This is a genomic window from Dongia sp. agr-C8 (genome assembly GCF_054658695.1).
In genome coordinates, this window is record NZ_BAAGHZ010000001.1 from 1,290,621 (window position 1) to 1,311,832 (window position 21,212).

The 21,212-nt window shown below is 66.7% G+C and carries 18 protein-coding genes; 6 read left to right on the forward strand and 12 right to left on the reverse strand.

Annotated elements, in window-relative coordinates:
* Positions 1-2 precede the first annotated feature (2 nt).
* The 7 genes from ACYQ4T_RS05935 to ACYQ4T_RS05965 all read right to left on the reverse strand — a co-directional run bounded on the left by ACYQ4T_RS05935 (position 3) and on the right by ACYQ4T_RS05965 (position 7,720).
* Positions 3-926 carry a class I SAM-dependent methyltransferase gene (locus ACYQ4T_RS05935; protein WP_459851382.1) on the reverse strand — a complete coding sequence of 308 codons (924 nt, stop codon included), beginning with the start codon at positions 924-926 and terminating at the stop codon, positions 3-5.
* A 122-nt stretch (positions 927-1,048) separates the two neighbouring features.
* A complete protein-coding gene (gene rpmG, locus ACYQ4T_RS05940; protein ID WP_395020659.1) occupies positions 1,049-1,216 on the reverse strand; it encodes a 50S ribosomal protein L33 in 168 nt (55 codons plus the stop codon).
* 98 nt (positions 1,217-1,314) lie between these two features.
* Entirely contained in the window at positions 1,315-2,001 is a 687-nt protein-coding gene (locus ACYQ4T_RS05945; protein WP_459851384.1) for an NUDIX hydrolase, read from the reverse strand.
* A 10-nt stretch (positions 2,002-2,011) separates the two neighbouring features.
* Positions 2,012-3,640, reverse strand: coding sequence for a S41 family peptidase (locus ACYQ4T_RS05950; protein ID WP_459851386.1), 1,629 nt, complete (start codon positions 3,638-3,640; stop codon positions 2,012-2,014).
* Between the two features lie 237 nt (positions 3,641-3,877).
* Entirely contained in the window at positions 3,878-6,250 is a 2,373-nt protein-coding gene (gene rnr / locus ACYQ4T_RS05955; RefSeq protein ID WP_459851388.1) for a ribonuclease R, read from the reverse strand.
* On the reverse strand, positions 6,222-6,515 hold the full coding sequence (locus ACYQ4T_RS05960) for a cupin domain-containing protein (RefSeq protein WP_459851390.1): 294 nt from the start codon (positions 6,513-6,515) through the stop codon (positions 6,222-6,224). The genes rnr and ACYQ4T_RS05960 overlap by 29 nt, the downstream gene beginning before the upstream one ends.
* Before the next feature lie 122 nt (positions 6,516-6,637).
* Positions 6,638-7,720: a lipid A deacylase LpxR family protein gene (locus tag ACYQ4T_RS05965; protein WP_459851392.1), complete on the reverse strand. Its 1,083-nt coding sequence runs from the start codon at positions 7,718-7,720 to the stop codon at positions 6,638-6,640.
* A gap of 164 nt (positions 7,721-7,884) precedes the next feature.
* Between ACYQ4T_RS05965 and ACYQ4T_RS05970 the strand changes: the two genes are divergently transcribed.
* Genes ACYQ4T_RS05970 through ACYQ4T_RS05985 form a run of 4 tightly spaced genes read left to right on the forward strand, consistent with a single transcriptional unit; the run spans position 7,885 to position 12,441 of the window.
* The gene (locus ACYQ4T_RS05970; protein WP_459851394.1) at positions 7,885-8,160 is read left to right on the forward strand and encodes a hypothetical protein; all 276 of its coding nucleotides are present in this window, start codon (positions 7,885-7,887) and stop codon (positions 8,158-8,160) included.
* The gene (locus ACYQ4T_RS05975; RefSeq protein ID WP_459851396.1) at positions 8,157-10,016 is read left to right on the forward strand and encodes a PHA/PHB synthase family protein; all 1,860 of its coding nucleotides are present in this window, start codon (positions 8,157-8,159) and stop codon (positions 10,014-10,016) included. The genes ACYQ4T_RS05970 and ACYQ4T_RS05975 overlap by 4 nt, the downstream gene beginning before the upstream one ends.
* Positions 10,017-10,041: 25 nt before the next feature.
* Entirely contained in the window at positions 10,042-11,055 is a 1,014-nt protein-coding gene (locus ACYQ4T_RS05980; protein WP_459851398.1) for a CBS domain-containing protein, read from the forward strand.
* 30 nt (positions 11,056-11,085) lie between these two features.
* A complete protein-coding gene (locus ACYQ4T_RS05985) occupies positions 11,086-12,441 on the forward strand; it encodes a ferredoxin reductase family protein (RefSeq protein WP_459851400.1) in 1,356 nt (451 codons plus the stop codon).
* A 10-nt stretch (positions 12,442-12,451) separates the two neighbouring features.
* Here ACYQ4T_RS05985 and topA read toward each other — a convergent pair whose 3' ends face one another.
* Both topA and dprA read right to left on the reverse strand, forming a co-directional pair.
* Entirely contained in the window at positions 12,452-15,217 is a 2,766-nt protein-coding gene (gene topA / locus ACYQ4T_RS05990; protein WP_459851403.1) for a type I DNA topoisomerase, read from the reverse strand.
* A gap of 66 nt (positions 15,218-15,283) precedes the next feature.
* Complete coding sequence (dprA, locus tag ACYQ4T_RS05995) at positions 15,284-16,450, reverse strand: DNA-processing protein DprA (protein WP_459851405.1); 1,167 nt, start codon at positions 16,448-16,450, stop codon at positions 15,284-15,286.
* Positions 16,451-16,535: 85 nt separating this feature from the next.
* On the opposite strand from dprA, the gene ACYQ4T_RS06000 reads away from it, so the two are divergent.
* Complete coding sequence (locus ACYQ4T_RS06000; RefSeq protein ID WP_459851407.1) at positions 16,536-17,018, forward strand: glutathione peroxidase; 483 nt, start codon at positions 16,536-16,538, stop codon at positions 17,016-17,018.
* Here ACYQ4T_RS06000 and plsY read toward each other — a convergent pair.
* The 3 genes from plsY to ACYQ4T_RS06015 are packed head-to-tail and all read right to left on the reverse strand — an operon-like array spanning position 17,015 to position 19,967.
* The gene (plsY, locus tag ACYQ4T_RS06005; protein ID WP_459851409.1) at positions 17,015-17,659 is read right to left on the reverse strand and encodes a glycerol-3-phosphate 1-O-acyltransferase PlsY; all 645 of its coding nucleotides are present in this window, start codon (positions 17,657-17,659) and stop codon (positions 17,015-17,017) included. The two genes, ACYQ4T_RS06000 and plsY, sit on opposite strands and share 4 nt — an antisense overlap.
* Entirely contained in the window at positions 17,659-19,005 is a 1,347-nt protein-coding gene (locus ACYQ4T_RS06010) for a dihydroorotase (RefSeq protein WP_459851411.1), read from the reverse strand. Before ACYQ4T_RS06010 ends, plsY begins: the two co-directional genes overlap by 1 nt.
* Positions 19,002-19,967, reverse strand: coding sequence for an aspartate carbamoyltransferase catalytic subunit (locus ACYQ4T_RS06015; RefSeq protein ID WP_459851414.1), 966 nt, complete (start codon positions 19,965-19,967; stop codon positions 19,002-19,004). The genes ACYQ4T_RS06010 and ACYQ4T_RS06015 overlap by 4 nt, the downstream gene beginning before the upstream one ends.
* Positions 19,968-20,134: 167 nt before the next feature.
* On the opposite strand from ACYQ4T_RS06015, the gene ACYQ4T_RS06020 reads away from it, so the two are divergent.
* A complete protein-coding gene (locus ACYQ4T_RS06020) occupies positions 20,135-21,208 on the forward strand; it encodes an AI-2E family transporter (protein ID WP_459851416.1) in 1,074 nt (357 codons plus the stop codon).
* Positions 21,209-21,212 lie beyond the last annotated feature (4 nt).

The window sequence follows — 21,212 nt, forward strand, 5'->3', positions numbered from 1 at the left end:
GCCTATCCGACCTTCGCCAATACCGCCGCCGCCTTCAGGAACGCCTCCTGCGGCATATCCGTCGTCGCCCACAAAGGCTGCATGCCGTGTGCCGGAAGATCGGCGACGCGCGCCCGCAGATAATCGCGGGCGACCACGTAGCGCCGCGCGATCCCCGAGGCGTTGGCTTCGCGGAACGGCTCGATCATGAAGGCGTGGCCGGCGCTGACCCGGGCGATCTCGTTCAGGGCCTGATCGCGGATGCGTTCCATCTGCTCCAAGGCGAGCACGGTGATCACCAGGTCGAAGCTCTTCGGCGCGAAGGGCAGCGCCGTGGCGTCCCCGGTCTGGAAGGTGACCCGTTTGAAAGCGGCCGGATCGTGCAGCTGCACCGGGGCGAAGGCCTGGAGATAGGGCGGCAACAAGTCGTTCTGCTGCTGCACGCGCCTGGCCGCCGCGGGGCCTTCCTGCGTCAGGTCGATGCCGGTGAACTCGATCTCCGGGAAGCGGCCGGCCAGCAGCAGCAGGTTGATGCCGTTGCCGCAGCCGACCTCGAGCACGCGCCTGGGCTGCAGCAGCTCGATGGTGCGGATCAGCAGCAACTGGCGCACCCTTGTGCCGCCGCGGTTGCTGGCGAGGCTGCGCTGGCTGCCCCATTGCCAGAGGCTGTGTTTCTCCGGCACGGCGTCGAGGCTGTAGCTGCGGTGGTCGATCGATAGCCACTCGTTGCCGTATTCGCGGGCAACGGCGGCCTTCAGGCGCTGGGCATGGCGGCGCCAGCCGAACAGGCGGCGCTTCAGGTATTGGCGCCAGATCTTGCGGTTGCGCTTGGCGAAACGGAGCTGCCAGAGCGCGTCGTCCACTTTGACGAAGGGCTGGAACAGGCGGTCGATCTCTGAGCGGGTGATCCCGAGTGGAAGCTCTTCGAGCGGAGAAAAAGAGATCATTGCTCGCCGGAGGCAGTCATTGCGGGGCTCCCCCACCCAACCTCCCCGAGGACGGGGAGGGGAATCAAAAAAGGGGCGCGTTGCGCCCCTTTAGCCGGCTGCCGGCGAAAGCCGGCGCGGTGTTACTTGATCTTCGCTTCCTTGAACGCGACGTGCTTCTTCACGACCGGGTCGTACTTGCGGAACTCCAGCTTCTCGGTCACCGAGCGCGGGTTCTTCTTGGTCACATAGTAGTAGCCGGTGTCAGCGGTGCTCACCAGCTTCACCAGGATGGTCGCTTGCTTCGCCATGATGCGTTCTCAAATCTAAAGAGCCCATTGCAAGGGCCGGGGTCCAAAAGTTGGCGGCAAAATAGCGATAAAGCTCGCCCTGTCAAGGCCGGGACGCCCTAGCCTCGCGCCCGGTGTCGCGAGAGCGTCATGATATCGTTCCTATAATTCAATAGTTTAGGCGGTTCCGCGCCGGCCGGAGAACGGGCCTGCCAGCGCCGCAAGGCTTCTTTCAGCACATATTCCGTCACATCGACGATATTGAGGCCGGAAAGCGCCGAAACCGGGCGCCAGGCCAGGTCTTCCAACTCGCCGTTGCTGTTGACCGATCCGACCGCCCGGGCCCCGTCTGCCAGGAAGAATCGGGTGTTGTAGCGGCGGGGCGAGGTGACTGGCGTGATCGCCCGGCAGATGAAATCGATGCTACCGAAATCCGGCGCGATCCCGGCCGCCCGATAGGCCTGCCAGACGGGGATATCCGCGACCTTCTGCCTCTTGCCGGCATTGCCGACCAGCAACCCGGTCTCCTCGAGAGTCTCGCGCAGGGCGGCACGCGGGAAGGCGAGGGCGGGGCGACGGCTGCCGCCGCTCAGCAGCGAGGCTGCGACGGCGGGGTGCAACGTCTCGGCAAAGCCACTTCGGTCATGGTCCTCGGCATCGACCCGGCCGCCGGGGACGACATAAATGTCGGGCAGGAAGCCGGCCTTGCGATGTCGGCGGCCGAGCAGGATCTCGGGCTCACCCCTGGCGCCCGCGCGAATCAGCACGAGTCCCGCCGCATCCACCGGTTTCACGACCTTGGTCATGCCGGCGATCCTAGGGCAGGATCGTGTAGTCGTCCTTGTTCGAGGAATCGCTCGCCGACTGAACCGGCGGCGCGGCGAGATGGATCGCGTCCGCGAACAGGGTCGGGCGATTGAGCAGACGCACCGCGGTCTCGAGGTCGATCGGATCGGTCTCGTGCCGGGCGGGGCAGGTCTTTCTGAGCGCGTCCATGCCGGCGGTGTCGTCGGGCCGCACGGTGTTGCGCTTCATGGTCGGCACCTGCTTCAGCTCGCCCGCGGCCAGTTCGTTGATCAGCACGCCGGCATCCTTCTCGCCGGAGGTGCAAACGGTCGGCAGCACGCCGAGATGATGCAGGCTGTAGCCGCTGGGCGCGTGATAGCGCGCCCAGGTCAGCGCGATCTCGCCCTTGTTCGGCAGGCTCATGACGTTCTGCACCGTGCCCTTGCCATAGGAGTTGCTGCCGATAAGCACGGCGCGCTCGTTGTCCTGCAGCGCCGCGGCGACGATCTCGGCGGCGGAGGCGGAATTGCCGTCGATCAGCACGGCGACCGGCTTGCCCTGGGCGATGTCGCCCTCGGTCGCCTCGAAGAACTGGTGGCTGTCCGGGTTGCGGCCGATCGTAGAGACGATCTTGCCGTGGTCGAGGAACAGGTTCGAGGTCGAGATCGCCTGGGAGAGCAGGCCGCCGGGATTGCCGCGCAGGTCGAGGATGTAGCCCTTGATGTTGTCCTCGCCGATCTCGGCCTTGGCATCACGGATCTCGCGGCGGAGCGTCTCAGTGGTACCGGAATTGAAGCTGTAGACGCGGAAGTAGGCGATGTCGCCCTCGCGCTGATAGGCCACCGTCTCCGGCACGACCAGCGCGCGGATCAGCGAGACCTGGAAGGGATTGTCCTGGCCCTTGCGCTGCAAGGTCAGCGTGACTCGGCTGTCCACCGGGCCGCGCAGCTTGTTGACGACCTCACGCTGCGGCAGGCCGCCGATCGGCGTGCCGTCGATCTCCATGATGATGTCGTCGCGGTGGATGCCGAGCCGGTCGGCCGGCGTGTAATGCATCACCGAGACCACGCGCACCTGGCCGTCCTCGACCGAGATGGTGACGCCGATGCCACCGAAGCCGTCGCGCTGCGCGCGCAGATCCGCGGCATTGGCGGCCGAGGCGTAGTGCGAGAACTGGTCGAGCTTGCCGACGATGCCGTCGAACATGACCTCGTAGATCTTCTCCGGCGCGGCGCCGGCAATCTTGTCGGAGGATTCGCGCGCCCGGTCGAGCACGTCGGCGGTGACGTCGCCCCAATGCCGCGCGTCCAGTCCGTCGCTGACGGCGATACTCTCTACCGTGCGGTTGTCGACCATGAGCTCGAGCGTGTCGCCTGTGCGGCGCGCGACGACGGCGGGATCGATCGAGGACAGCTGCTGCATGCCGGCCAGGGCCAGCGCGCCCATATCGGGCTCGGTGACGTAGATGTCCTCGATGTCCTCGTAGCCGGTCACGAACATGTCGTGGTCGAGCTGGCGGGAGGATTCTTCGGGGGTGAGGGTGCCGTCGCTGGAACAGCCGAACAGACTCAGCGCCACCCCTGCAAAAATCAGCAGGCAGAAGCGGGCTCCGGGCAGCCGCCCGGCACCGGACACACGCAACACAGGCACTTCAGGCATTCGCAATCCTGTCGACCGGTTCTCGGGCAGGGAATACATCCCATCCGCGCCAGATCCGGCCCGTCGCGTTAACTTTAGCAGAATTATTTCCCCCCGCCAGTGCATTCTGGCCACAGTCGGCGGCAAATACCCGCCCCGGCCCAGAGAAATCAAGCGCGGGGAGCCGTTTACGGATCGTTAAGCCTCGGCTTGCGGGGAGCGGAGCGGAGCGAACTGTTGCTCGACTGCCACAGAAGATTAACGGCGCTTTCTCGATTTGCGCGAGCGGATGGGCGGTCCCGCCGGTCGGCCGGGCTTGTTGCGGGACTTGCCCTGGGACCGCTGGGTGGACCTGCCGTGCGGATGCTTTAGCGGCGCCTGGTCCTGTCCCCCGCCTTCGATGAGTTCGAAAGTGATGCCGCCGGTCAGCGGCTGGGCGGCGACCAGGCGGACCTGGACCCGGTCGCCCAGCCGGTAGACCTGGCCCCAGCGCCGGCCGACCAGGGCATGCCGGGTCTCGTCATGGTCGTAAAAGTCGTTCGGCAGCGAGGAGACCGGGATGATGCCGTCGGCGCCGGTCTCGTCGAGCGCCACGAACAACCCGGCGCGAATGACGCCGGAGATCCGGCCGGAGAAGATCTCGCCGACGCGCTTCGCTAGGAAGGCGGCGGTGTAGCGGTCGACGGCCTCGCGCTCGGCGGCGGCGGCGCGGCGCTCGGTGGCGCTGATATGGTCGCCCAGTTCCTTGAATCCCTTCACCTCGCGGTCGAGGCCGTCTTCCCCGAACTCGTAGGCGGCGATCAGCGCGCGATGCACCAGCAGATCGGAATAGCGCCGGATCGGCGAGGTGAAATGCGCATACCGCTGCAGCGCCAGGCCGAAATGCCCGAGATTCTCCGGCGAGTAGACCGCCTGCGACTGCGAGCGCAGCACCAGGCTGTTGATCATGTCGGCGTATGGCGTGCGCTTCGCCTTCTCCAGCAGCTGGGTGAAGTGCTTCGGCCGGATCACCTGCCCGCGCGGCAGGCGCAGCTCCAGGCCCTCCAGGAACTCGCGCAAAGCCTCGACGCGGCTCGGGTCCGGCTGGTCGTGCACGCGGTACATGCAAGGCCAGCGACGCTTCTCCAAGGCTTCCGCCGCCGCAACATTGGCGGCGATCATGAACTCCTCGATCAAGCGATGGGAGTCGAGGCGCTCGCGGGCTTCGATCTTCTGCACCTCGCCGTGGTTGTCGATCAGGACTTTGCGTTCCGGGAGATCGAGCTCAAGCGTGCCGCGCGCCATGCGCGCCTTCAGCAAGGCGCGGAAGGCGCCGTAGAGCGGCTGGATCACCGGTTGGAGCAGCAGCGCCGTCACCGCATCGGTCTTGCCGTCCATCGCCGCCTGCGCGCGCTCATAGGTGAGCCGGGCGGCGGAACGCATCAGCCCGCGCAGGAAGGTATGCCGCTTCTTGTGGCCTTCGGCATCGATCACGATCTCGACCGCCATGACCGGGCGGTCTTCGTCGGGGCGGAGCGAGCACCAGCCGTTGCTGAGCTCTTCGGGCAGCATCGGCACGACGCGATCGGGGAAATAGACCGAGTTGCCGCGCTCGCGGGCGGATTTGTCGAGCGCGTCGCCCTCGCGGACGTAATGCGCGACGTCGGCGATCGCCACCAGCAGCTTCCAGCCGCCGGGATTCTTCGGGTCGTTGTCCGGTGTGGCGTGGACCGCGTCGTCGAAGTCACGCGCATCCTCGCCGTCGATCGTGACCAGCGGGACGTTGCGCAGGTCGGTGCGGCTGCCCAGAGTCGCCGGCCCGGCCTCTTGCGCCTGCGCCAGCGCTGCCGGTGGGAACTCGTTCGGGATGCCGTGCGCCGCGATCGAGATCAGGCTGACCGAACGCGCCTCGCCGGTGCGCCCCAGGCGCTCGACCACGCGGGCGCGCGGCGTGCCCATTGGTCGGCCCGGTTCCACTTCGGCGACGACGATCTCTCCCGATTTCACCCCATGCGGGCCGCGGGCATCGATCGCGAACTCGGTGCGCAGCCGCTTGTCGGCCGGCGTGATGCGCAAGGTGCCGTCGGAGGCGCGGGTGATGACGCCGACCACGCGGGCGGCGCGGCTCTCCAGTTTGCGGATCGGGCGGGCCTCGTATTCGTCGGCATCGGTGCGGGTGAGGCGCACCAGCACCCGGTCGCCGGGACCCAATGGCTTATGGCCATGCTCCTTGTGACGCTCGCCCTTCTGCTCGATGACCAGGATCTTGGGCTCGGCATCGTCGGGGCGGAGATCGACCGGCCGCGCCCAGAGATCGCCGTCGGCATCGGGGCCGATGATCTGCACCACGGTAACTTCGGGCAGCTGGCCGGCCGCGCCCATGCGCCGGTTGCGGCCGCGATCCACATTGCCCTCGCGCTCCAGTTCCTTCAGCAGCGCTTTCAAGGGAATACGGTCGGAGCCCTTGAGCTGGAAGGCGCGGGCGATCTCGCGCTTGCCGACCGGTGTCGGGCTCTCTCGGATGAAGGCGAGCACCTGCTCCTTGGTCGGGAAGGGCACGGCCTTCTTGCCGTGCTTCTTCTCCGGCTCGGCCGGGCCCGGCTTGCCGCGGCGCGGCTTTCGATCAGGCCGACTTGAGCTCGATTTCGACAAAAGCGTACTCGAAGTCGTTGGCGTTGATGACGTTGTGCTCGACCCCGACCGGGCGGTTATAGGAACCGCCGGCCTTCATCTCGGCAGTAATCGTCTCCTTGCCGTTGTCAATCGCGAGCTTGCCGTCCAGCAGGGGCACCACGATGTAGTCATGGCCATGGCGATGCCAGCCGGTTTCGGCGCCGGGGGCGAAACGCCATTCGGTGACGATCACCCGGTCGTTCTCGATCTGCTTGGTCCCGATGGCCTTCGGCCGCTCCGCCATTTTCCGCTCCCGATTCCAGCGTCCTCTGGCGGCACCATAGCATGGTGTCGTAGGAAATCGTCATCCCCGGAGGTGATCCGGGGATCTGGTGCCGGTTGGAGAGGGTGGCGCTGTTGTGAGGATCAGAGCCCGAAGGAGATGTTGAAGCCGCCGAAGATGACGCGGTCGCCGTCCTGGCCCTCGAATTCCTTGGTGCGATAAGTCGCGGAGGCGTCCATGCGGAAATTGTCGGTCCAGAACAGCGCGACGCCGGCGGAGAGATCGCCGACCAGCGGCTCCTTGTCGACGCTGCGGCTGTCCTCGAAGGTGTTGCCGTCGAGAAAGATGTTGCGGCCGACCGCCCGGCCTTGGGCCGCGACATAGATGTAGTAGCCGAACGGGCTGGTCATCGCCTCGGCATTGAAATAGCTGGTGCCCGAAGTCGAGGGGCGCATGCGCTGCTGGCCGTAATCCGCCTTGAGGCCCTGGCCGAAGCGCAGGCTGATTCCGGTCTCGCCATAGGTCATCACGTTGCCGACCGTCGCGCCGAGCTCGGGGATCGCCTCGATTTCCTGGCCCCAGAACAGCGGCTGGTTGAAACGCCATTTGCGCTCGTAGGAGATCATGAGGCCGGGCTCGGAATGGAGCTGGTGATCCCAGCCCTGCGCCTCGCCGATGCCGATGAACTGGTGCCAGTCGTTCTGCGCGTTCCGCGCCATCGAATGCTCGCCGATGATCCCGGCGGTGATCTCGAGATGGTCGAGCTCGCGGTGGTCGGTGTCCTGGATCATGCCGATCCCGCCGTAGAGCCAGCCGCCATAGGGCCGGTCATCCTCGGGCGGATTGGAGAGACTGATGTCCGACGGCGTGAACACCTGCTGGCCGAGCAGGATCTCGTAGTGCCGCTTGCGCCACTGGCCGCCGCTGTTGAACGGCGCGAGGGGTCCGCCGGACAGCCATTCGAACGGTTCGTAGACTCCGCTGTCGGCGCCGATGCTGGGCGAGAGCCAGGTGAACTGTGCGCCCTGGGTGTAATAGCGATCGTCGTCGAGATAGATCGAGTCGTTCTCCTCGATGATCGTGAGGCGCCCCCAATCGGTCCCTTCGTTGGGGTCTTTGCCCTCCTGGGCCAAAGCCGGCGCAGCCAGGGCCAGGCAGGCCAATCCGAGCCCCAGCGCCGCGCGCCGGGCCGGCCGCAGCCGGACCTTGGAAAACACCGATTTCATTGAAATCCCACCGTAAAGAATCTGTCCTCCCGGGAGTAAGTCCCGGAATTTGCACTGGTTCCCTAGCCAAGCCGGACTATCACCTGCAGTCCGAATTGCTCCAAATCAAATCCCGCGGCGCGCCTCCATGGCACATTTCCGTCGCCACTGAGAGGAAGGCTGCCATGCTCACCTACGAGGACTGTGTCGCCTTGTGCGGCTTGAACCGTCGCGAGGTCGAAGCCATCGCCGAACACGAGCATATTCCCCCGATCGTCGCGGCCGAGCTCGGCAACTACCTGTGTCGCAACACGGCGGGCGAGCTTTGCGTGCAACGCTACATCCTCGACGATATTGCGGCGGCGGAGAAGCGGGGCGATCGGCACCATGTGACGGTGCTGCAGGCCGTGCTGCGGCATTTCATCGCCACGCATCCCAGCCGGGACGGCGCGGCGGCATGAAGAAAATGGCCGAGGCCGCGCCAAAGCAACCCGTCGCGCCGTCGCCGGCCGCGAATGACGACGCGCAGGCACCCGGCAAGGCGGGCGCCATGCGCCCGGCCGAGCCGACCGTGTGCGAGCCGATCGATGTCAACGAGACGCGCGCCGATTCGCTCGACCGGCTGACCCATGCCTGGCAGGCCCGCTTCACGGCTTCGATCTCACCGGCGGCCCTGCGCCTGGCCTTCACCGACTGGGCGATGCAGTTCCTGAACTCGCCGGGCAAGCAGCAGCTGCTGCTGGAGAAGGCGGTGCGCAAGTGGCTCCGGCTGGCGCTCTACCAGGCGCAGCGCCTGCGCGAGCCGGACTGCGCGCCCTGCATCGAGCCGCTGGCACAAGACCGTCGCTTTGCCGACCCGGCCTGGCGCCAGCCGCCGTTCGACGGTATCTACCAGAGCTTCCTGCTGGGCCAGCAATGGCTGCACAACGCGATGACCGGCGTCCGCGGCGTCTCGAGGAGCAACGAGCGGATCGTCGATTTCACCATGCGGCAGCTGCTCGACGTGGTGTCGCCGGCCAATTTCCCCTGGACCAATCCGGAGATCCTGAAGCGGACCTTCGAGGAGAACGGCCAGAACTTCCTGCGCGGCGCGATGAACTTCGCCGCCGATTGGGAGCGCGCGGTGGCCGGCCGGCCGCCGGTCGGCAGCGAGAACTTCGTGGTCGGCCGGGACGTCGCGGTCACCCCCGGCAAGGTCGTCTATCGCAATGAGCTGATCGAGCTCATCCAGTACGCGCCGAGCACTCCTCAAGTGCGGCCGGAGCCGGTGCTGATCGTGCCGGCCTGGATCATGAAATACTACATCCTGGATCTCTCGCCGCAGAACTCGCTGGTGCGCCACCTGGTGGCCCAGGGACACACCGTCTTCATGATCTCCTGGCGCAACCCCGGCGTGGAGCAGCGCGACCTCGGTCTCGACGACTACCGCCGGCTGGGCGTCGAGGCGGCACTGGAGGCGATCGCGGCCATCTGCGATGCCGAGAAGAAGGTGCATGCCTGCGGCTACTGCCTCGGCGGGACGCTGCTCGCGATTGCCGCGGCGCATCTCGCCCGGAAACGCGACGAGCGCCTCGCGACATTGACGCTGTTCGCCGCCCAGACCGACTTCACCGAGGCCGGCGAGCTCATGCTGTTCATCAACGAGAGCCAGGTCGCCTATCTCGAGGACATCATGTGGGAGCAGAGCTTCCTGGACACCCGGCAGATGTCGGGCGCCTTCCAGCTGCTGCGGTCGAACGATCTCATCTGGTCGCAGATGGTGAAGGAATACATGATGGGCGAGCGGGCGCCCATGACCGACCTGATGGCCTGGAACGCCGACGCCACCCGGATGCCGTATCGCATGCATTCGGAATACCTGCGCCAGCTGTTCCTGGACAACGACCTCGCCGAGGGCCGGTTCGAGGTCGAGGGGCGCCCCGTCGCGCTCTCCGACATCCAGGTTCCGGTCTTCCTCGTGGCGACCGAGAGCGACCACATCGCGCCGTGGCATTCGGTGCACAAGTTCCACCTGCTCGCCGACACCGACGTGACCTTCCTGCTCACGACCGGCGGGCATAATGCGGGGATCGTCAGCCCGCCCGGCCATCCGCGCCGCTCGTTCCGGATCGCCGCGCGGCGCGATCACGAGACCTATCTCGACCCGGAGACCTGGCGGGCCGCAGCCGAGCATCGGGAGGGCTCCTGGTGGCCGGCCTGGTTCGACTGGCTCGCCGCGCGTTCGGGATCGCCGGTCGCGCCGCCGACCCTGGCCGCGCCGGAACGAGGCCTGCCCCCGCTCGCCGATGCACCGGGTACCTACATCCGGCAACAGTGAACAGCACGGAAGAAATCGCCGAACCATGCGTACCGATGAAATCATGACCGCGCCGGTGGTGACGATCACGCCGGACACTCCGGCCAGCCGCATCGCCAAGCTCCTGCTGGAGAACCATGTCAGCGCCGTGCCGGTGGTCGATGCTTCCGGCGCGCCGGTCGGGATCGTCAGCGAGGGCGACCTGTTGCGCCGCGACGATTCAGGGCGCGCCGCGCGCCGAGCCTGGTGGCTCGAGATGCTGGCGGAGGGCGAGCCGCTCAGTAAGGAATACGTGGCGCAGCTTCGGACCAAGGATCAACTGGCGAAGGAAATCATGTCGGCGCCGGTCGTGACGGTGACCGAGGCCACCGACGTCGCGGAGCTGGCGCATCTCTTTGCCTCCTATCGCATCAAGCGGGTTCCGGTGCTGCGCGACGGTCGGATTGTTGGCATCGTGAGCCGCGTCGATCTACTGCGCTCCTTCGACCGCGAGGAAGGCGAGGGCGAAGGCGACTTGCATCCGAGCATCCTGCATCCGCTCGACGCGCTGCTCTCGCTGGAGGAGCGGTTGAAGCGGGCGCATCATCCCCAAGAGGAGACGGCACCGCAGGCGACGCAGCCGTCCGGGGGCGACGGCTTCGATGTGGGCCTGTTCCGCGCGCTTGCCGCGGATTCGAAGCACGAGGAGCAGTTGCGCCAGGCGGAGGCGCGCCGCGCCGAGGCCGCCGCGCGCCGCCACACGGTCGAGCAGCTGATCGATCATCACATCGGCGACGAGACCTGGCGCAACATGCTGCACAAGGCGCGCGAGGCGGCGCAGCATGGGCAGAAGGAGTTCATGCTGCTCCGCTTCCCGCACGACCTTTGCAGCGACGGCGGCCGCGCCATCAACGTGCCGGAGCCGGGCTGGCCGAAGACCCTCCGCGGCGAGGCCGCCGAGGTCTACCTGCGCTGGGAGCGCGAGCTGAAATCGCGCGGCTTCCGCCTGACGGCGCGGGTGCTGGATTTCCCCGGCGGCTTTCCCGGCGATATCGGCCTGTTCCTGGTCTGGGGCGAGTAGCTTGCCGTCGGCCGGCGAGGAGGTTGCCCGTTGAAGCGCATCACGATCGGGTTCTGGGCCGGGCTGGCGGTGCTGACGCTGCTGTGGTTCGCCGCGGATCCCTCGGCGCTGCAGCCGGCCGGATTCTTCGCGCTGCGCGGCGCGATGGTGCAGTTGACCGGCATTCTCGCCATCGGCTGCATGAGCCTCGCCATGATCCTCGCCTTGCGCCTGCGCTGGCCGGAGCGGGTGCTGGGCGGTCTCGACAAGACCTATCGGCTGCACAAATGGCTCGGCATCGGCGGCTTGTGCCTTTCGGTCGCGCATTGGCTCTGGACCCAGGCGCCCAAATGGGCGGTCGGCCTCGGCTGGCTCGAGCGTCCGGCCCGCGGTCCGCGCGGAGCGGTCGATAACGCGATGGAGCAGCTGCTAGGCTCGTTGCGCGATCCGGCGGAAGGACTCGGCGAATGGGCCTTCTATGCCAGCGTGCTGCTCATCGCCGTGGCGCTGATCCAGCGCGTGCCCTATCACATCTTCCACAAGACGCACCGTTTGCTTGCGGTCGCCTACCTGGTGCTGGTCTTTCACAGCGCGGTGCTGGCCGAGTTCGACTACTGGGCGACGCCGCTTGGCGCGCTGATCGCCGTCCTGTTGATCGCCGGTGCCTTTGCCGCTGTCGTCACCCTGCTCGGCAGGATCGGCGCTGGACGCAAGGTCCGCGGATCGATCGCGAGCCTAACCTATTATCCGCCGCTGCGCGTGCTGGAAGGCGAGATCGACATCCCGAAGGGCTGGCCCGGGCACCAAGCGGGGCAGTTCGCCTTCGTCCGGTCGCAGCCTTCGGAGGGCGCGCACCCCTACACGATCGCCTCGGCCTGGCATCCGGCGGTCCATCGCCTGACCTTTGTGGTGAAGGCGCTGGGCGACCACACCGCCCGGCTGCGCGACACGTTGCATGTCGGGCAGGACGTGGAGGTCGAAGGCCCCTATGGCGGGTTCACCTTCGACGACGATTGTGCGCATCAGATCTGGATCGGCGGCGGCATCGGGATCACGCCCTTCATCGCCCGCATGAAGCAGCGCGCGCTGCAGCGCCGGCCGGGGGAGGGTCCGCTGCCGACGCAGACCATCGACCTGTTCCACACCACGGCCGACTTCAGTGCGGAGGCCATCGCCAAGCTCGAGGCTGATGCGCGCGCCGCAGACGTCCGCCTGCATGTCCTGGTCGACTCCTGGGACGGCCGGCTGAACGGCGAGCGGATCCGCGCCGCGGTTCCCGGCTGGCGCAACGCCAGCGTCTGGTTCTGCGGACCTTCCAGCTTCGGCACCGCGCTCCGCCGGGACTTCGCCGCGCAAGGCTTCCCCGCCGGCGAAAGATTTCACCAGGAGCTGTTCGCGCTCCGCTAGTCCGGACGCGCTAAGCCGCGCTCTTCTTCGTTGTTGCCTTCTTAGCGACCGCTTTCTTAGCGGCCGGAGCCTTCTTCGCGGCGGCCTTCTTCTTCGCGGCTTTCGGGGCCTTGGCGGTTTCTTCGCTCAGGCCCGGCGCGGCTTCCTCTTTCTTCTTCGCCGTCTTCTTGGCGCCGCGCTTCGGCTTGCCGCCGTCCATCGCCATCTTCTCGGCGCGGGCGGCGATCAGCGACAGGGCCTGATCCAAAGTCAGCGACGAGGGCTCGATCGAGCCGGGGATGGTGGCGTTGACCTTGCCCATCTTTACATAGGGACCATAGCGGCCTTCGTGCTGGGTGACGGTCTCGCCGGACGCGGGATCCTTGCCGATCTCCTTGCCGGGGGCGGCCTGGCCGCGGCCGCGGCCCTTGCTCTCCTGGGAGAGGATCTCCATCGCGCGGTTCATGCCGATGGTCAGCACGTCGTCGTCCTTGGGGATCGACTTGTACTTGCCGTCATGCTGCAGATAGGGGCCGAAGCGGCCGATACCGGCGAGGATCGGCTTCTGCGTCTCCGGGTGGTTGCCGACGGTGCGCGGCAGCGAGAGCAGGCGCCGCGCCTGTTCGATGGTCACGTCATTGGGCTCGATGCCCTTGGGGATCGACTGGCGCTTCGGCTTCTCGCCTTCCGCCCCTTCGCCCAATTGCACGTAATGGCCATAGGGGCCCTTGCGCAAGGTGATCGGCGTGCCGTCCTCGGCCTTGCCGAGCTCGACCGGGCCGGCGGCGGCGGCGTCCATGGTCTCGGCGGTCTGCACCGCGAGCGGCACGGTGTAGCGGCAGTCCGGATAGTTGCTGCAGCCGATGAAGGCGCCGTTCTTCGCGAGCTTGATGCCGAGTTCGCCTTTGCTGCAGGCGGGGCAGAGGCGCGGGTCCTTGCCATCGCCACGGTTCGGGAAGAAATGCGGCGCCAAGAGATCATTGAGGACGTCGATTACGATCGAGCGCTTGCCGATGCCCTTGTCCAGGAACTGGACCGCTTCCGACATCGAGGGCAGGCCGTCCTTGTCGGTCTCCTCGCCCTGCTGGTGCAGGCGGGAGAAATCCTCCCAAAAATCGCGCAGCACCTGCTTCCACTGGGCGCGGCCGCCGGAGATGTCGTCGAGCTTCTCCTCCAGCGCGGCGGTGAAGCCGTATTGCACATAGCGGTCGAAGAAGCTGGTGAGGAAGGCGGTGACCAGGCGGCCGCGATCCTCGGGGATCAGGCGGCGCTTCTCGAGCCGGACATATTGCCGGTCCTCGAGTGTCTGCAGGATCGAGGTATAGGTCGAAGGCCGGCCGATGCCGAGCTCCTCCAACCGCTTGATGATCGAAGCCTCGGAATAACGCGGCGGCGGCTGGGTGAAATGTTGCTCCGGCTTCACCTCCTGGCTCTGCGGCTGGTCGCCGACTTTCATCGCCGGCAGGCGGCGGCTGTTCTCGTCGTCGCCTTCGACCGGATCGTCGCGGTCTTCGGAATAGAGGGTGAGGAAGCCGTCGAACTTCACCACCGAGCCGGTGGCGCGCAACGTCGCCTGCTTGTCGGCGGTGACGATATCGACCGCGACCTGGTCCAGCTCGGCGCTTTCCATCTGCGAGGCGAGGGTGCGCTTCCAGACGAGGTCGTAGAGCTTGAACTCGTCGTCGCGCAGGAATCGCTTCACCTGCTCTGGCCGGCGGAAGAGGTCGGTCGGGCGGATCGCCTCGTGGGCCTCCTGGGCATTCTTGGCGACGGTCTTATAGATGCGCGGGGCATCCGGCAGGTATTCCTTGCCGTATTGCTCGGCAATCAGCTTGCGGCCGGCCTCAATCGCGTCCTGCGACAGGGTTACGCCGTCGGTACGCATATAGGTGATGAGGCCGACGGTCTCGCCGCCGAGATCCACGCCTTCATAGAGGCGCTGGGCGATTTTCATGGTCTGCGCCGCGCCGAACCCGAGCTTGCGCGAGGCTTCCTGCTGCAGGGTCGAGGTCATGAAGGGCGGGTAGGGGTTCCGCTTGACCGTCTTGCGCTCGACATTCGAGACCGTGAAGGGCGCGCCGGCCTGGAGCTTGGCGGCTGCGGCCTTGGCCGTGGCTTCGTCGGGCAGGTCGAACTTGTCGAGCTTCTTGCCGTCGAGATGGGTGAGGCGCGCGGTGAAGACGGCGCCGTCCGGCGCCTTGAACACGACCTCGATGGTCCAGAACTCGCGGGCCTTGAAGGCCTCGATCTCGGATTCCCGCTCGCAGATGATGCGGAGCGCCACCGACTGCACCCGGCCGGCCGAGCGGCTGCCCGGAAGCTTGCGCCAGAGGATCGGTGAGAGGGTGAAGCCGACCAGATAGTCCAGGGCGCGGCGCGCCAGGTAGGCGTCCACCAGCTCCTGGTCGATCTTGCGTGGGTTGGCAATGGCTTCGGCCACCGCGCGCTTGGTGATCTCGTTGAAGGCGACCCGCTCGATCGGCAGGGTCTTGAACTGCTTCTTGTTCCGGATCTCCTCTTGGATATGCCAAGAGATGGCCTCGCCCTCGCGGTCGGGGTCGGTCGCCAGAATGAGCTTGTCGGCGCCCTTGGCGGCCTCGGCGATTTCCTTGATCCGGGCGGCGCCGCGGCCTTCGACTTCCCAGGTGATGGCGAAGTCTTCCTCCGGCCGCACGGACCCGTCCTTCGGCGGCAGGTCGCGTACATGCCCGAAAGAGGCCAGCACCTTATAATCGCCGCCAAGATACTTGTTGATGGTCTTGGCCTTGGCCGGGGATTCGACGACGACGACTTTCATGGATTGCTTCGTTCAGCCCTTAGAATCGCGGCGTTAAGCTTTGCTCGGGACCCGGCTTCCGGGCCCTCAAGCGGCCTGCATCAGCAGGGAGACCCGGTTCCCCGGGTGCCGTTCCAGCCGGCCTGCCAGGTCCAATTCCAGGAGCACCATGCCCAGAACGGGGGGCGAGCAATGACACTGCCGGACCAGTTCGTCAACCATGACCGGGCTGGGCCCTAGGAGTGAAAGCACTTCATCCCGCACCCGATCCGCTTCATTTAATGTATTAATTTCAACAGTTTGTTCGCTAAAATTCAAGTTCTCGTGAAACCTTAGGTTTGGCCCCGCAAGTCCGTCCAGGGACTCCAGAACCTGGGCAAAATCCTCGACCAGGCGGGCGCCTTCCCGGATGAGGCGATTGGCCCCACGGCAGCGAGGATCGAGGGGTGAGCCTGGGACCGCCATGACGTCACGGCCCTGATCTAGGGCGTAGCGGGCGGTGATCAAGGAGCCGGATCTGAGGGCAGCCTCGACCACCACCACGGCCCTGGACAGGCCGGAGATGATCCGGTTGCGCCGCGGGAAGTGCCGGGCGGCCGGCTCGGTCCCCAGCGCCGCCTCGGCGACGATCAGGCCTTCGGCCGCGAGCCGCTCGAACAGCGCGCCGTTTTCCGGCGGATAGAGCACGTCGATCCCGCCGGCGACCACGGCGATGGTGCCACCGGTCTCCGCTCCGGCGTCGAGTGCACCGAGATGGGCGGCGGTGTCGATGCCCCGCGCCATGCCGCTGACCACGACGGCGCCGGCCTGCGCCAGCCCCGCCGCCATGTCGGAAGCGATGCGCCGGCCGTTGGCCGAGGCGTTGCGGGCGCCGACCAGGGCGATCTTGTGCGGCGCCAGCAGACCCGCCCGGCCCTTTACGGTGATGACCGGCGGCGCGTCCTCGAGCGCTGCGAGCGCCTCCGGGTAAGCCGGCTCGGCCCTGGCGATCACACGGGCGCCGCGCCTGGCGAGGGCTTCGATTTCCCGCTCGGCTTCCGCCTTCGAGCAGATCCGGACCGGCCGCGACCCGCCGCCGCGCCGCGCGAGATCGGGCAGCGCCTCGAGCGCCTTTGCCGCCGTCCCGTAGAAAGCGATCAGGTCCCGGACCGTCACCGGTCCGATGCCGCTGCTGCGCGCCAGACGCAGCCAATCCAGCCGCTCTTGGTCCCCGAACCCCATAAGGGCAGAACATAGCCGCAACTGCAGCGGCAATCAATCCGCCTCCCGGCAATGTCCAGTTGTATTAGGTGAAGTGATGGGTTGTGACCGGCGCAGAATCGGCTATGAACGCGGCGGCATGACCAGTGTTTACGACTTCACCGTCCGCGATCTCTACGAACGAGAAGTGCCCTTGAGCCGCTTTCGCGGCCAGGTGCTGCTGATTGTCAACACCGCCAGCCATTGCGGCTTCACCCCGCAATATACCGGGCTGAACCAGCTCCATAAGGACCTCAGTCCGCGCGGCTTCTCGGTGCTGGCCTTTCCCTGCAACCAGTTCGGCCAGCAGGAGCCGGGCGAGGCCGAAGTGATCGAGCGCTTCTGCCAGCAGATCTATGACATCCGCTTCCCGATCTTCGCCAAGATCGCCGTCAACGGCCCGGACGCGCATCCGCTCTATCGCTGGCTGACCGGGCAAGCCCGTGGCTTCCTCGGCACGACCTCGATCAAGTGGAACTTCACCAAGTTTCTGATCGACCGCGAGGGCAGGGTGCTGCGTCGGTTTGGCTCGGTCACCAAGCCGCAGAAGATCCGGGCGAAGATCGAGAAGCTGCTGGGCTAGGCGAGCGGCGGGCCACCGTTATGCCCCATCTGCGCATCCTCGACCGGCTTCTTCTTGCCGATCTTCGGCTCTTCGCCTTTCAGGAGGCGGCGGATGTTCTCGTGGTGGCGGACCCAGACCAGGATCGCGACGCCGATCCCGAACCAGATCAGCGCCGGTGTCCCCAGCCAGATTGCGTAGACCGGCGCCAGAGCGACCGCGAGCAAAGCGGAGAGCGACGAGAAGCGGAAGACGAAGGCGACCACGAGCCAGGTGAGGCAGGCTAGCACGCCGATCGGCCAGGCGAGGGCCAGCCAGGTGCCGAGCGCGGTCGCGACACCCTTGCCACCCTTGAACTTCAGCCACACGGGAAAGATATGGCCGGCGAAGGCCGCGGCCCCCGCGATTACAGGCAGCAGCGGATCGAGGAAGAACCAGCGCGCCAGGCAGACCGCGACCGCACCCTTGGCGCCGTCGAGCAGCAGGGTCGCCAGCGCCAGCTTCTTGTTGCCGGTCCTGAGTACGTTGGTGGCCCCGATATTGCCGGAGCCGATGCTGCGGATGTCGCCGAGTCCCGCCATACGGGTCAGCAGCAGGCCAAAAGGAATCGAGCCCAGCAGATAACCGCCGACGATCGCGACGATCAGATTGGTCGGGTCCATCAATTCGCGCCCGTCGCCGCGAAGACCTGCCGGCCATCGACGAAGGTGCGGCGCACCGCGCCCTGCACCTGCCGCCCGTCATAAGGTGAGTTCTTCGACTTCGAATGGAAGGCGCGGAGGTCGATCTTATGCTGGTGCTCGAGATCGATCAGCGTCATGTCCGCCGGCGCGCCCTTGGCGAGGCGGCCCTGCGGCAGGCCGAGGATCTCGGCCGGCCGGCTGGTCATGCACTTCAAGAGGTTCGACAGCGAGACCGAGCGGTTGTGCGTGAGCCCGAGGCTCACCGGCAACAGGGTCTCGAGCCCGATCCCGCCGGCCGCGGCCTGGGCGAAGGGCACGCGCTTGCTCTCCACATCATGCGGAGAATGGTCGCTGGCGATGCAGTCGATGATGCCCTCGGCGACCGCGGCGGCGATGGCGCGCCGGTCGGCCTCGCCGCGCAAGGGCGGCGACAGCTTGGCGAAAGTGCGGTAGTCGCCGATCTCATTCTCGTTCAGCGAGAAGTAGGGCGGGGCGGTGTCGCAGGTGACCGGCAGGCCCTCCTGCTTTGCCTTGCGGATCGCCTCGACCGCGGCGGCGGTCGAGACATGCGCGACATGATAGCGCGCCCCCGACATGCGCACGAGGTGCAGGTCGCGCTCGATCAGCATCACCTCGGCGCAGGCCGGGATGCCGGCGAGGCCGAGCCTGGTCGCGAGCTCGCCGTTGTTCATGGCGCCGCCGGCGGCAAGACGCGGCTCTTCCGGATGCTGGATGATCAGCAGGCTGAAGGACTTCGCGTAGTTTAAGGCCCGGCGCATCACCTGGGCGTCGGCGACGGCATGCAGCGCGTCGGTGAAACCCAGCGCGCCACTGGCCGAAAGCAGGCCCATCTCCACCAGGTCTTTGCCCTCGAGGCCGCGGGTCAGCGCGCCGTAGCAATAGATCTTGGCGCGCTTGGTCTCGCGGGCGCGCCGGGCGATGAACTCGACGCCGGCCACGTCGTCGATGATCGGGTCGGTGTTCGGCAAGGTCACCATCGAGGTGACGCCGCCGGCCGCCGCCGCGAGGCTGCCGGTCTCGATCGTCTCCTGGTGCTCCTCGCCCGGCTCGCGCAGCTGGACGCGCATGTCGATCAGCCCCGGGCAGAGCACGTCGCCGTGGCAATCGATCACCTCGGCGCCCTCCGGCAGACCGGTCCGGGTGATCTGCGGCCCGAGGTCGCGGATGATGCCGTCCTCGACCAGGACGCCGCCGGCTTCATCGCGGTTGCTGGCCGGATCGACCAGTCGCGCATTGACCAGCGCCAGCGGCCTGGTCTGGCGCTTCGGCGGACGGTGTGCGCCGCTCTGCTGCCGCTGGCTCATACGTTCGCCCCGGTCAAGTTGCGGTTCAGCGCGTCGAGGCAGGCCATGCGCACGGCGACGCCCATCTCCACCTGCTCGCGGATGACCGACCGGTTGATGTCGTCGGCCAGCTCGGAATCGATCTCGACGCCGCGGTTCATCGGGCCGGGATGCATGATGATCGCGTCGGGCTTGGCCACTTCCAGCTTCTCGTAATCGAGGCCGAAAAAATGGAAATACTCGCGGATCGAGGGGACATAAGCGCCCTGCATGCGCTCCAGCTGCAGGCGCAGCATCATCACCACGTCGGCGTCCTTCAAGCCCTTGCGCATGTCGGTGAAGACCTCGACGCCCATCTTATCGACCTGCGAGGGCAGCAGCGTAGTGGGCGCGATCACCCGCACCTTGGCACCGAGCTTGGTCAGAAGATGGATATTCGAGCGCGCCACGCGCGAATGCAGCACGTCGCCGCAGATCGCGACGATCAGGCCCTGGATCTTGCCGCGGCGGCGGCGGATGGTCAGCGCGTCCAGCAAAGCCTGGGTCGGGTGCTCGTGGCGGCCGTCGCCGGCATTGACCACGGCGCCGTCCACCTTCTGCGACAAGAGGCTGACCGCGCCGGATTCCGGATGGCGCACGATCAGCACGTCCGGTCCCATGGCGTTCAGCGTCATCGCCGTGTCGAGCAGGGTCTCGCCCTTCTTGATCGAGCTGGTGCCGACCGCCATGTTGATGACGTCCGCCCCCAGCCGCTTCGCGGCGAGCTCGAATGAGGTCAGCGTCCGGGTCGAGTTCTCGAAGAACAGGTTCATGACGGTCCGGCCGCGCAGCAAGGCGCGAGCCCGCGGGTCGTCTTTCGGTGTCTCGGCATAGGACTGGGAAAGATCGAGCAACCGGGTGATCTCGTCCGCCGAAAGTCCTTCGATTCCCAGCAGATGCCGGTGGGGATAGAAGGCGGCAGGCTTGCGCGCGGGGTCGCTCATAAGCCGCGCATCATAGGGACGGACGGCCCGAGGTCAACGATTCGTGGCGGCCTCCGGCCGGGGGATTCGCCGTCAGGTATTTTGGTGAAGATTCCGGGGCCGGCTTCGGCCGGGGGGAAATATAATGGCTTGACCCGAGGCTGCCTGGCCGCCATTTCAGAACCCAGATGAAGCACCGCGCGCAAGTTGCTGCCAAACCCGAAACCAGGCTGGAGCCGGTCCGCTACCCCGACCAGCGGCTGATGTTCCGCTGCGAGATCGCGGCCTGGGTGATCATGGGCGTCACCCTCGTCGCGGTGCTCTGGCTGCACCTGATCGCCGGGCTCCTGGCCGGATTGCTGGTCTTCGAGCTGGTCCAGGTGATTGCCGCGCGGCACCATTGGATCGGCGTCAGCCGCCGGGTCGGCGGCTGGATTGCGGTCGGGTTGGTGGCCTTGGTCGTCGTCCTCGCCTTGGTGCTCGGCGGCTGGAGCCTCGCCAGCCTGGTCACCGACCGGTCGGACAACCTCCCGGTCCTGATGCAGAAGATGGCCGATATCGTCGGCTCGGCCCGGGCCTACCTGCCGCCCTGGGCGCGGGAATACCTGCCGGCCAATGTCAACGAAATCGAGAACACCGCCGCCGGCTGGCTCCGGGCGAATGCGCGCGGCCTGCAGATCTATGGAGAGCGGGCCGGCGGGGTGCTGCTGCATCTGCTGATCGGCATGATCATCGGCGCCATGGTGGCGCTGACCGATCTCACCCCGACCCGCGAACTGCCCGTATTGTCCCGCGCGCTGGAGCAGCGGGTCTCGCGCCTCGGTATGTCCTTCCGTCGCATCGTCTTCGCGCAGATCCGGATCTCGGCGCTGAACACCACGCTGACCGCGATCTACCTGGTGCTGATCCTGCCGATGCTGGGCGTCAACCTGCCGCTCACCAAGACCATGATCCTGGTCACCTTCGTCGCCGGCCTGCTGCCGGTGATCGGCAACCTGATCTCCAACACGGTCATCGTGGTGGTGAGCCTCAGCGTCTCGCTCTATGCCGCGATCGGCTCGCTGGTGTTCCTGGTCGCCATCCACAAGCTGGAATACTTCGTCAACGCCCGGATCATCGGCGGCCAGATCCACGCCCGCGCCTGGGAGCTGTTGCTGGCGATGCTGGTGATGGACGCGATCTTCGGCATCCCCGGCGTGATCGCCGCGCCGATCTACTACGCCTATATCAAGGATGAGCTGAAAGCCCGCGGGCTGGTGTGAAGCC

Excerpts from the sequence above, each read along its gene's own strand:
- ACYQ4T_RS05935 (WP_459851382.1), bottom strand. The coding sequence starts at position 926 with ATGATCTCTTTTTCTCCGCTCGAAGAGCTTCCACTCGGGATCACCCGC.
- rpmG (WP_395020659.1), bottom strand. The coding sequence starts at position 1,216 with ATGGCGAAGCAAGCGACCATCCTGGTGAAGCTGGTGAGCACCGCTGAC.
- ACYQ4T_RS05945 (WP_459851384.1), bottom strand. The coding sequence starts at position 2,001 with ATGACCAAGGTCGTGAAACCGGTGGATGCGGCGGGACTCGTGCTGATT.
- ACYQ4T_RS05950 (WP_459851386.1), bottom strand. The coding sequence starts at position 3,640 with ATGCCTGAAGTGCCTGTGTTGCGTGTGTCCGGTGCCGGGCGGCTGCCC.
- ACYQ4T_RS05960 (WP_459851390.1), bottom strand. The coding sequence starts at position 6,515 with ATGGCGGAGCGGCCGAAGGCCATCGGGACCAAGCAGATCGAGAACGAC.
- ACYQ4T_RS05965 (WP_459851392.1), bottom strand. The coding sequence starts at position 7,720 with ATGAAATCGGTGTTTTCCAAGGTCCGGCTGCGGCCGGCCCGGCGCGCG.
- ACYQ4T_RS05970 (WP_459851394.1), top strand. The coding sequence starts at position 7,885 with ATGCTCACCTACGAGGACTGTGTCGCCTTGTGCGGCTTGAACCGTCGC.
- ACYQ4T_RS05975 (WP_459851396.1), top strand. The coding sequence starts at position 8,157 with ATGAAGAAAATGGCCGAGGCCGCGCCAAAGCAACCCGTCGCGCCGTCG.
- ACYQ4T_RS05980 (WP_459851398.1), top strand. The coding sequence starts at position 10,042 with ATGCGTACCGATGAAATCATGACCGCGCCGGTGGTGACGATCACGCCG.
- topA (WP_459851403.1), bottom strand. The coding sequence starts at position 15,217 with ATGAAAGTCGTCGTCGTCGAATCCCCGGCCAAGGCCAAGACCATCAAC.
- ACYQ4T_RS06000 (WP_459851407.1), top strand. The coding sequence starts at position 16,536 with ATGACCAGTGTTTACGACTTCACCGTCCGCGATCTCTACGAACGAGAA.
- plsY (WP_459851409.1), bottom strand. The coding sequence starts at position 17,659 with ATGGACCCGACCAATCTGATCGTCGCGATCGTCGGCGGTTATCTGCTG.
- ACYQ4T_RS06010 (WP_459851411.1), bottom strand. The coding sequence starts at position 19,005 with ATGAGCCAGCGGCAGCAGAGCGGCGCACACCGTCCGCCGAAGCGCCAG.
- ACYQ4T_RS06015 (WP_459851414.1), bottom strand. The coding sequence starts at position 19,967 with ATGAGCGACCCCGCGCGCAAGCCTGCCGCCTTCTATCCCCACCGGCAT.
- ACYQ4T_RS06020 (WP_459851416.1), top strand. The coding sequence starts at position 20,135 with ATGAAGCACCGCGCGCAAGTTGCTGCCAAACCCGAAACCAGGCTGGAG.